The 11680-nt window shown below is 64.7% G+C and carries 5 protein-coding genes; 2 read left to right on the top strand and 3 right to left on the bottom strand.

The features are described from left to right. A partial coding sequence (gene pks13 / locus A2J03_RS17460; RefSeq protein ID WP_068376292.1) for a polyketide synthase Pks13 occupies nt 1-4208 on the top strand: 4208 nt, incomplete at its 5' end. A gap of 3 nt (nt 4209-4211) precedes the next feature. Further along, entirely contained in the window at nt 4212-5756 is a 1545-nt protein-coding gene (locus tag A2J03_RS17455; protein ID WP_068376290.1) for an acyl-CoA carboxylase subunit beta, read from the top strand. An 86-nt stretch (nt 5757-5842) separates the two neighbouring features. Here the strand turns inward: A2J03_RS17455 and A2J03_RS17450 are convergent, their stop codons facing one another. The 3 genes from A2J03_RS17450 to A2J03_RS17440 all read right to left on the bottom strand — a co-directional run. Further along, nucleotides 5843-6793, bottom strand: a complete 951-nt coding sequence (locus tag A2J03_RS17450) for a hypothetical protein (protein ID WP_068376288.1) — start codon at nt 6791-6793, stop codon at nt 5843-5845. A 293-nt stretch (nt 6794-7086) separates the two neighbouring features. Further along, nucleotides 7087-10398, bottom strand: a complete 3312-nt coding sequence (locus A2J03_RS17445; RefSeq protein WP_068376286.1) for an arabinosyltransferase domain-containing protein — start codon at nt 10396-10398, stop codon at nt 7087-7089. 87 nt (nt 10399-10485) lie between these two features. Further along, nucleotides 10486-11680, bottom strand: a 1195-nt coding sequence (locus tag A2J03_RS17440) for an arabinosyltransferase C-terminal domain-containing protein (protein WP_197480838.1), incomplete at its 5' end; no start/stop codon positions are given.

Below are 11680 nucleotides of genomic sequence, written 5' to 3'. Positions count from 1 at the left end.
CCGTGCACCAGGCTGTGCGCAGCCTGCGCACCGGTGAATCCGATCTCGCCGTGGCCGGTGGCGTCAATATGCTGCTGGCACCGCCGATCACCGTCGGATTCGGTCAGACCGGTGTGCTCGCGCCCGACGGCAAGATCAAGGCGTTCTCCTCGGACGCCGACGGCATGATTCGTTCCGAGGGCGGCGGTCTCGTCGTTCTCAAGCGGCTCGAGGACGCCGAGCGCGACGGCGACAACATCCTCGCCGTGGTGGCAGGCTCTGCCGTCAACCAGGACGGACGGTCCAACGGACTTCTCGCGCCCAGCCCGGACGCGCAGGCCGAGGCGCTGCGGTTCGCGTACCGCGACGCGGGCATTGCACCCTCGGGCGTGGACTACATCGAAGCGCATGGCACCGGAACCATTCTCGGCGATCCGATCGAGGCAGACGCGCTGGGACGGGTCGTCGGTCGTGGCCGCGACGCGGACAAGCCCGCGCTGCTCGGTTCGGCGAAGACCAACTTCGGCCACCTCGAATCTGCTGCTGGCGCAGCAGGTTTGATCAAGGTTGTGCTGGCGATGCAGCAGAATCGACTGCCGGCGTCGTTGAACTACGTGGGCCCCAACCCGTACATCGACTTCGACAAGGCGCACCTGAAGGTCGTGTCCGAGGGCGCCGAGTGGCCGCGCTATACCGGAAAGGCTGTGGCCGGGGTGTCCGGTTTCGGTTTCGGTGGCACCAACGCCCACGTGGTGGTGCGTGAGTACGTCGCCGACGAGGTGGCAGGAGTGGAGCCTGCGGAACTGGGCTTCGACTCGGATGCAGTGGATCCGGATGCCGTTCTGGTGGAGGGTGTTTCGGAGGTTTCTTCGGAGCACATCGTTCCCGAGGTGGAGACGACGGACCCGGTTGCGGAGGCCGAAGCGATTCTCGAGGACGAGCCTGCCGCTCCCGCGACTGTCGTTCTTGCGGTGTCCGCTGCGCTTCCGTCGCGCCGCAAGCGCGCTGCATCGGATCTCGCCGACTGGTTGGAGACCGAAGAAGGCAGCACGACGCCTCTCGCGGACGTCGGTCGTGCGCTCGCCAAGCGTAACCACGGTCGTTCGCGCGCTGTGGTTCTCGCGTCGACGAGGGCGGAGGCGATCACCGGGTTGCGTGCCATCGCAGCAGGTAAGCCGGGCCAGGGTGTGTTCTCCGCCGATTCGCCGGCGTCGAACGGTGCAGTGTGGGTCTTCTCCGGCTTCGGTAGCCAGCACCGCAAGATGGCATCGACGCTGTACCGGACCAACAAGGTCTTTGCTGCTGCTGTCGACGAGGTCGATGAACTGCTGATCGACGAGGCGGGCTACTCCATCAAGGAGATCATCCTCGACGACTCGCAGACGTACGAGTTCGAGAATTCCCAGGTCGGCATCTTCGTCATTCAGATCGCCTTGGCTGCAACGCTTCGCGCGCACGGTGCCGAGCCTGCAGCAGTGATCGGTCATTCGATGGGCGAGGTTGCCGCGGCGTACGTCGCCGGCGGGCTGAACCTGGAAGACGCAGTGCGCATCATCTACGCGCGCTCACGACTGCTGGCCGAAGGGCAAGATGGCGTCACCGAGGCTACCGAGGGCGCAATGGCGCTCGTCGAGTACACGGCGGACGAGGTCAAGACTCTCACCGACCAGTTCCCCAACGTCGAGCCGTGCGTCTACGCCGCGCCGACACACACCACCGTCGGTGGACCGCGCGCCGAGGTCGAGGCTCTCGTCGAGATGGCCGAGGCCGCAGGCAAGATGGCCCGTCTGCTCGACGTCAAGGGAGCCGGCCACACTGCGGCAGTCGACGTGCTGCTCGGTGAACTGGCCGCCGAACTGGCCGGAATCGAACCGGGCAAGCTCACTGCCGGGGTCTACTCCTCGGTCGATCGCGAGGCGCACTATCGCGTCGGGCATGCGGCGATTCACGGCGTCGACTACTGGACCAAGGGAATGCGACACCCGGTCTGGTTCACTCAGGCTGTCAATGTCGCTGTCGGAGATGGTCATACGACGTTCGTCGAACTTGCGCCGAACCCGGTGGCACTGATGTCGGTCGCGGCAACCGCATGGGCGGCGGGTGTTGCGGATTCGACTCTGATTCCGACGCTCAAGCGTAAGGAAGACGAGTCCGAGACGTTCCTGGCGGCGCTGGCTCAGCTGTACGTTCACGGTCACGCGCTCGATCTGACCACACTGTTCGACGACGGTGACTATGCGTCGATTCCGCGAACTGCGTACCTGCGCAAGAAGTTCTGGCTCGAATCGCGGGTCAGTTCAAGCGGGTCCGGCCGGATCCCCGGCGCTCGCGTCGCGTTGCCCGACGGTCGTCACGTCTGGGAAGTCGACGCGTCCGCCGTGGAGTCGCTCGATGTTCTGGTGAAAGCGGCTGCTGCACAGGTATTCTCCGGTGTCGAGCTCGGTGCATCCGTCACGCACGCCGTGATTCCCGCCTCCGGCACCTTGGTGACGACGTTGACCTCACACCTCGGTGGTGCGTCGGTCCAGATCCACGCACACGCAGGTTCGTCGTTCACGTTGCTCCACGACGCAGTGGTCACCTCGGGTGAGCCGTTGCCGGAACCGGTTGTTGCCCTGGAAGAACGCTCCTCGTCGCCTATGGAGGAGTTGCCGGAGGTCGTCGAAGATTTCGGCGATCGCTGGGATCCCAATGGCAACCAGAAGCTCGAAGACCGGTTGGCAATTATCGTCGCCGAGTCCATGGGCTATGCGCCCGAGGATCTGCCGCCCGAGATTCCGCTGATCGAGCTGGGACTCGACTCGTTGAGCGCCGTGCGCATCAAGAACCGCGTCGAGTACGAGTTCGACATCCCGACGGTGCAGTTGCAGGCCGTTCGAGATGCCAACCTGTTGGAGGTCGAGAAGTACCTGCGGTACGCCCTCGACAACCGCGACGAAGTTCAGGCACTCGCCGACAAGCAGGCTGCCGAAAAGGCGGCCGAGCAGGCGGCCGAGGCCGGTGCGCAGGCGCGTGAGCAGGCGATCGACACGGCCGTCGCCTCGCCGGAGGTCACGACGCCGAGCGCGGAGTATCAGCCGGCGCCGTCGGCCGCTCCCGCTGCCGAACAGACGGATCTGGGCGGCAAGGAAGCGTTCGCCGAGGCTGCCGGCTCGGATGTTCCTCCCCGTGACAATGCCGAGCGTATGACGTTCGCGACGTGGGCCGTGGTGACCAAGGAGTCGGCAAAGGGCATCTTCAACATCCTGCCGATTCTCGACGACGAGACCGCCGAGAAGTTGGCTGCACGGCTGACCGAGCGGGCCGGCGGCGAGATCACCTTGGACGACGTGCTCGACTCGGAGACCATCGAGCAGTTGGCCGACAAGGTGCGTCCGCACCTCGAAGGCGGAGAGATCGACGGTGTCGTGCGCAATTTGCGTCCGCGACCGGAAGGTTCGACCGCGACGCCGGTCTTCGCCTTTCACTCGGCCGGAAGCTCGACCGTCGCGTACGAGCCGCTACTGCGTAAGTTGCCGGCGGGAACGCCGATGTACGGACTCGAGCGTGTCGAGGGTCCGATTTCTGTCAGAGCTGCCGAGTACGTTCCGCTGATCAAGGCAATCCAGCCTGAAGGGCCGTATGTGTTCGTCGGCTGGTCGCTCGGCGGCATTCTGGCGTACGAAGTCGCGCGGCAATTGGAGGAGGAAGGAATCGAGGTGGCATACGTCGGACTGCTGGACACAGTCATGCCGGGTGTCGAGATTCCGGACACCAAGGAAGAAGTGCGACGCCGATGGGAGCGGTACGCGCAGTTCGCCAAGAAGACCTACAACGTCGACTATCCGATTCCGTACGACAAGCTCGTCGATGCCGACGACGAGGGCCAGATCCGCATCATCACCGATCTCGTCAAACTCAGTGGTGCCAAGATCCCCGGCGGCATCATCGAGCATCAGCGGACGTCCTGGCTCGACAATCGGGCGATCCAGACCGCCGAGCTCATGCCCTACGGCGGACATGTGACGTTGTACATGGCCGACAAGTACCACGATGATGCGATCGCACTCGAGCCTGCCTACGGCTCACGCGAGGAGCACGGCGGATGGGCGCCCGTTGTGAAAGATCTCGAGATCGTGCAAATCGGAGGCGATCATCTCGCTGTGGTGGATGAGCCGTACATTGGACGGATTGCGGCACACATGACGAAGAAGCTCGAGCAGATCGAGTCGCTGAGAACCGGAGAGTAGATCTTGACTGGTACCACCGCCGAAAAGTTGGCCGACCTGCGGACCAACCTCGAACTTGCCAAGGAACCGGCGGGTGAGATCGGCGTCGCCAAACGCGCCAAGAAGGGGATACCGAGCGCCCGCGAGCGTGTCGATATGTTGCTCGATCCGGGCAGCTTCGTCGAGATCGGTGCTTTGGTTCGTGCACCGAACGATGCTTCGGCGTTGTACAGCGACGGCGTGGTCACCGGTCACGGCACAGTCGACGGCCGGCCGGTCGCGGTCTTCTCGCACGACCAGACCGTGTTCGGTGGCACTGTCGGTGAAATGTTCGGGCGCAAGGTCGCCGGAATCATGGACTTCGCCATCAAGGTCGGGTGCCCGGTCATCGGTATCAACGATTCGGGTGGCGCCCGGGTGCAGGACGCAGTGACCTCGCTCGCCTGGTACGCCGAGCTCGGGCGTCGCCACGAACCACTGTCCGGCTTCTGCCCGCAGATCTCGGAGATCCTCGGCAAGTGCGCGGGTGGGGCGGTCTACGCACCGATCAACACCGATGTCGTCGTTGCCACCGAAGAGGCGTACATGTTCGTCACCGGGCCGGACATCATCAAGTCCGTCACCGGCGAAGAGGTCAGCCTCGAAGACCTCGGTAGTGCACGCAAGCAAGCCCAGTACGGCAATGTGCACCACGTTGCGGTCGACGAGAAGGCCGCGTTCGACTGGGTGCGCAACTACCTGAGCTACATGCCGTCGAGCTGCCAGGAAGATCCGCCCATCGTCAACCCTGGGCTCGAACCCGAGGTGACCGAGTCGGATCTGACGCTCGACAAGATCATGCCCGACGCCGACAACGCCGGCTACGACATGCACGACATCATTCTGCGGCTGTTCGACGACGGCGACTTCCTCGAACTGTCGTCGGAGATCGCGCCGAACGTCATCACCGGTCTGACGCGAATCGACGGCACCTCAGTGGGCGTCGTCGCCAATCAACCGATGTTCCTCTCGGGCGCACTCGATGCCGACAGTGCCGACAAGGCAGCGCGTTTCGTGCGTATCTGCGACGCGTACAGCATTCCGCTGGTGTTCCTCGTCGATACTCCCGGGTTCCTCCCGGGTGTCGACCAGGAGAAGGTCGGCGTCATCAAGCGCGGCGGCCGATTCCTGTTCTCGTACATCGAGGCATCGGTCCCCAAGGTCACCATCGTCGTCCGCAAGGCCTACGGCGGCGGTTACGCGGTCATGGGTTGCAAGCAGCTCGGCGCCGACATCAACTTTGCTTGGCCCACAGCACGAATCGCGGTCATGGGTGCCGAAGGCGCCGTCAACATCATCGGCCGCAAGCAGATGGCCGAAGCAGGCGAAAACGCACCCGCCGTCCGTCAGCAGCTCATCAACTTCTACAACGAGCACGTTGCAACCCCCTGGGTCGCCGCCGAGCGTGGATACATCGACGCCGTCATCGAGCCGTCGAGCACGCGCTTGGAGCTCCGTAAGGCGCTGAAGCTGCTGAAGGACAAAGAGGTGTTCAAGAATCCTCGGAAGCATCACCTGTTTCCGATCTAGGCCCGCCGCCCCCCTTATCGCTCGCCCGCCGGCCCCTTATCGCTTGAATGGTCCATTCATACGGTCAGATAGCGTGGGTGCGCCTTTCAAGCGGGCCCGAGTCGCAGGTTGGGGCGCGGTCGGGCGAGCGCGCGCTCGTAGCCGGCGCGAAGGTCGGCCAGCACCCCCTGGGGGTCGTCCCTGATCTGCTGCGGTAGGTGCGAGACCATGACCGCTCCCGCCCGTTCCATGTTCGCCCTACACTTCATCGTCTTGGCGTGATCGGGCGGACTCAGATGGTATGCGAACGAGTCGATCTGCCAACCGAACGCAACTAGATCGACCCAGCCGTCGGGCCGTGCCAGGAAGGTGCCGTCGGCGGCGAACACATCGCGATTGTGCACCATCTTGGGCAAACCTGATGTCGCGTAGAGCTTCTGGGCCTGAACTTCAGCAACGGAGTGCGCGTCGTCGGCGAGCTGCCGTGCAGCCATCCATCCGACGGCACTGTACTGTCTCGGGCCTTCGTTCAGTTCGCGAACGATCGCGTCGAGACTTGTCGATCCGCGCTGAATCGCCTGAGCGAAGAGGCGAATGCAACTTTCGGTCGACCGCAACGACCGCGCGGTGTCCACGAGCGCACGAGGCAGAGGTGCAACGAGCAATCTTGCCCGGCGCTCTGGATCAGGCACACGTGTCGTCCGTTCGACGCGAACGAACGACGTGGACGCCCGGCGCATCGTCGATGGCACGAGGATGTGTACGTCGCTGCCGACCCTATCGAAGCCATGCTGCATCACCGCTGTGCCGCCGGTCAGCATGCTTTGTTCGCCTCCGTACAGGAGTGCAGCTGAAAGCTGTTGTACTACATTGGGATTACCGTTCTGCAGTAGAACGACTCCAGGGAGTATTCGACGCCACTTGCCGTCGTCGGCAGTCCTGGCCGTGATCGATCCGTCGGATACTCCGCACTCCCGGAGCGCCTTCCGGGTGATCACCCCGTTCACGGCCGCGCCGTCGAGTATCTCCCGCTGTGTTGCCCATTGTCCTCGTTTCATGGGCAGACGGTGTCACGCGTCGGCGTCGATCCGACTTCGTCCTCCAGGGGAAACAGAATGCCTGTGTACAAAGGTTCAGCCTGTGGACAAGTTGCGTGAAAGCCGCGCGACAGGTTCAGCGATGTCGGGGCAGGGTGCTAGGGCGGAAGCACGGACGGCCCGGCGGGACACCGCTTGGATGGACCACCCACGCTATCTGTTCGTATGGATGGACCATTCAAGCGATCAGGGGGCCGGCGGCCCAGCGATCAGGGGGCCGGCGACCCAAGCGATCAGGGGGCCGACCCACCGACCTACTGGTCGAACACCCTCAAGTTCCCGGGCGTCCAGAAGCCCGACCTGGTGACTTCGCCGGTCTCGATGGTCGCGGGTACGGCCTGGGGGTAGTACGGGTCGTAGCGCTCGAGGGACCCCCAGTCGCGGGCCCAGTCCAGGTTCAGGTACGTCGGCACCGTCACCGGCTTGGCGAGGAGTTCGCTCCAGCCGAGGGGGCCACCGTTGTCGCCGGCCTGCCAGGTGTCGGTGGAGCTGACGGCCAGGGGACGGTCGGGGAGGATGCGGTAGCCCGGCACCTCGGCGACGCCGTACTCGTGGTCGAACGGACGCTGGCACGGGAACTGCAGTCCCACAGCCCAGTCCAGCAGAACTGGCTGCTCGCTACCGATCAGGTCGTTCAGCTTGTCCAACTGCGGAACTCGTGGCGGCGTGAATGCGAACCACTGGTCGCCGGTGAGGTTCGGGTCGTTGGCGACGATACGGACGGCGTCGGCGTCGTCTGGCAGGTCCGCGATCGGGATGCGGAGGTTTCGCCATGACGGTGCCGGGCCGATGTCGCGGGGCAGGTAGGTGCCCTTGACGTCGACCGATCCGTTGGGTTGACGCGTTCCGTACTCGACGAGGAGTGACTGTCCGTAGGTCAGCGCTCCGGTGTCGTCGTACGAGAGGATGCGGCCGGCGGCCGAAACCACGATGAGCGGGGCGTCGTCCGAGCGCTCAGGAAGGGAGTACCAGCTCGACGTCGCCGACGCCGGTTCCTGGATCCCGGGCTGGTAGGAGCCGAGAACCGGGGTGGTGGCCGGGTCGAGTCCGAAGGGCAGTGCCGCGGTCGAGCCGTTGACGCCCTGGGCGCCGATGCCACCGCCGGTGCCCGAACTCTGGCCTTCCTCGAATGCCGGACCGACGCTTTGCTGATCGGTATTGCCCTGTCCCGGTTTGACTTCCACAGCGTCTGCGCTGAGGTCGGTGGGGATGCCGTTCGGGGTGAAGTTCGATGGGTCTTCCCCACCGAGTGGGCCGGTCTCGGGGTCGAAGGCCGCGGGAATCGGATCGAGTACGCCCGCGTTCGGATTCGCTTCCACCAGAACATCGTTCGCGAGTCCGCACGAATTGCCGGTCAGGGATTGAATATTGGACCGCGCGAGTGAGTAGGCCGGGTATTGCGACACAGCGCCCTTGACCAGCGACAGTATTTCGAACAGCACCATCAGTCCGGCGATGACGGTCAGGGGAGCGGCCGCGAATTTCTTGATGCGCCTGCCGCGTTCGGTTCCGGCGCGAGGCTGTGGAGGCGCATAGCCCTCACGCAGGTACTGCCATCCGGCCAGCGCCAGAGCAGCGCCGAACAGGATGAGGAACAGTGTGTTGGATTGATTTCCACTCAAGGACACCGTCTTGTCGAACCACGGAACGCCGTAGCTGGAGACGTACCAGTATCCGTTGATGCCCGAGAATGCCAGTGCGAGAACGAACATCAGCCCGGCGAGGAATACCGTCCTGTTTCGCCGCGACCTCAGCGCGCTCGCCGAGATCGCGACGGCGGTGAGGGCTGCGAGACCGCCCGCGATCCCTGCGTACGACCCGAAGTGGTGAGTCCACTTGGTCGGGTTGAACATCATGAAGAAGATAGTTCCGAACACGACGCCGATGAGGCGCCATGCTGGTCCGTTGGCAATGCCGGGGACGCGCCTGCGACGCAACAGGATGAACAGCGTCGAGAACAGGCACAGCAGCATCACGAGGAACGCGAAACGACGGGCGACGGAACCGTCGACAGTCTGGACGAAGAGGTAGTAGTAACGCAGGAAGTCTTGGTACCACGCCTCGCTCGGTCCGATTGCCGTCCGTACACGCGTCGACTCGATGACGGTGGCGTAGGTCTGATCGGCGAACACCACGACCAGAACCAGGAAGCCTGCGGCAGCCAACGGCGCCAGCAACGGGAGGGTGCCGACGAGGCGGTGGCGGCGAACGACTATGCGTGCCATCGGTCGTGCACCTGCCAGGAGCGCAGCGACACACATCAGGCCCGTCGGCGCCGACGCGAGAGTGAAGGCGCCGATCAAGAATGCCGACGCTGCGGGAAGCAGCCTGCCGGTTGCGATTGCGCGTTCGATCGAGCACCAGGTCAGCAGCGCGCCGAGAGCCACGATCGGTTCGGGACGAAGCCCGTTGTTGTACGGAAGCCAGAACGCAAGGAAGACCAGTCCGCCCGTCCAGAGGGCGACATTCGACTTGCGGACGGCACGGCCGAGTCGTGGGACGACCTCACGGCTGATCACCATCCAGCAGAGCACGCCGGCGATCAGCGCGGGCAGTCTCATCCACGGGCTCGCGGTGGAGATCTTCGCGAACACGGCCAGCACGTCGTAGTACCAGCCGAACGGGGCCTCGGGGACGCCGAACCAGCGGAAGTAGTTGGCCATGTAGCCGGATTGATCGGAGGCCCGTGCCATCGTGAGCAGGTAGCCGTCGTCGGACGTGTTCGCTCCGACGAAGTGCCAGCCGATCAGGGCACCGACGACGGTGAAATCGACGCCGGTGAACTTCCACCAGTGCGACGGGAAGAAACGTCGGTGACCGCGACCGTCGATGCCGTCGAGTCGCCCGAGCGCACCCATCGCGATGATGGTGCAGACGACCGCGAGGATCATCGCGAGCAGTTTGAGAATCGTCGGGCTCGAGGAGAACCGCGAGTCGACGTCGATCGTGACCGACATGCCGGACGGGGCCGCGCCGGTGAGGTCGGTGAAGAGTCCGACGATCTGGGGCCGGAGGTCACCGTCGAGCCGGCCGACGCGCTCAGCGCCCTGGTCGTCGGTCAAGCCGGTGAACTCGGCGGTGGTGTAGTCGCTGTTGGAGACGATCTCGATGGAGCTACACCCGGCGCCCTCGACATCGGCCCGAGGTGCGGAGGCCACGACCACGTTGCGGTCCAGGACGTCGACCGAGCCTTCGCCGACGCGTACGAACAGGCTGTTGAGTGCAGCACCCTCACCCTGGGGCGGCGCGGTCGCGAGCAGCAGTCCACCCTGTGGCGGCAGCTGCGCGACGGCCGAACACGGGATCGTCGCAGAGAAGTCGACGGCTGCCTGCGACACGAGAGGGGCGTCGACGTCCTCGATGACTCCGGCTTCGGGCCACTGAATGGTCGAGGTGGTCTGCACGACCGGGAGGAACGGCGTGAGGATCGCCAGCAGGGCGCCGAGAAGGCCCGTGACGATCGCGATCAGTCGTGTCGTGCGCACCTGAGAGCGCAGATCGACCGGTGAACCCTTCGTCGGAGGAACGGAGGGCACGGCGGATGAATCTGTCACGGCGTCGGGCACGATTGTCGATGTTATGCGAGCGTGATCAGACGAGCACACATGCCTGGTCCGGACCGTCGGACCGAACCAGGCATGAAAACCGGGCGCTCAGTCGTTTCTGATCGGTCCAGGGCTGAACAATCCCGATCGCGTCTCCTCGGTGACGGTCACTTCTGCGGGCGTCGCGTCCGGGTCGAGTGGTGTGTATCTCTCGATCGAGCCCCAATCGCGGTCGTAGTCGTTCTTCAGATACGACGGCAACGTCTGAGCTCCGAGTAGCTGCTCGGTCCAGCCGAGCGGTCCACCTCCGATCCAGTCCTGCCACGCGTTGGTCGACTCGGCGCCGGTGCGGTCCGGGAGGATGCGGTACTCGGGCACCTCGGCGACGCCGTACCGGTGATCGAACGGGCGCTGGCAGGGGAAGGCGAGTCCGACGGCCCAGTCGAGCAGCACGGGTGCGTCCGAGCCGACGACGTCGTTCAGCGATTCTGTTTTCGGAACGCGCGGAGGCGTGACGGCGGCCCACTGATTGCCTGCGAGATCGGAATCGTCGACGACGATGCGAATGGCGTCGGCCTCCGCGGGGAGGTCCGCGAGAGGAACGCGCAGATTCCGCCATGACGGCGCGGGACCGATGTCCGACGGCATGACGCGTCCCAACGCCCGTACGTCGGCGCCCTCTCGGATGCCGTACTCGACCTCGACGCTCTGGCCGGGGGTGACGATCCCGTCCGAATCGATCGAGCGGATTCGGCCTGCGGCGGCGATGGCGATCAGGTCGCCGTCTCCCGGGAGTCCGTACCAGTCGGTCGTCAGCGACGAAGGTTCTTCGCTGCCGAAGCTGCCGAGAACGGGCGTGGTGGCCGGGTCGAGACCGAACGGCAGCGTCACGGTGCTGCCGTTGATGCCGGCGTTCGCCTCGGTGCCGCCCGCGGTTCCCGAGTTGTTTGTCGAGACGGTGGTGCTGCCGTCGGTGGGCGTGACCGAGTTGGCTGCGCCCTGGGTCGATTCCTCGGCGTCTGCGGTCAGATCGGAGGCGACACCGTTGGGTGTGAACCCGACGTTTCCGCCGGCGCCCAGGGGATCCGAGCCTCCCGAAAGTGGTTGCAGCAAAGAAGTATTCGGATCGGTCTCCACCAGTACATCGTTCGCGAGTCCGCACGCGTTTCCGGTGAGGGAGTCGATGTTCGAGCGTGCGATCGAGTATGCCGGGTACTGCGCCACCGCGCCCTTGAGCAACGAAAGCACCTCGAACAGCACGACACCGCCTGCGACGATGGTCAACGCCGATGGTGCAAATCTT

The sequence above is a fragment of the Rhodococcus sp. EPR-157 genome, from assembly GCF_001647195.1.
In the GTDB taxonomy this organism is placed as follows: domain Bacteria; phylum Actinomycetota; class Actinomycetes; order Mycobacteriales; family Mycobacteriaceae; genus Rhodococcoides.
This window is presented reverse-complemented; position numbering and strand designations above follow the sequence as displayed.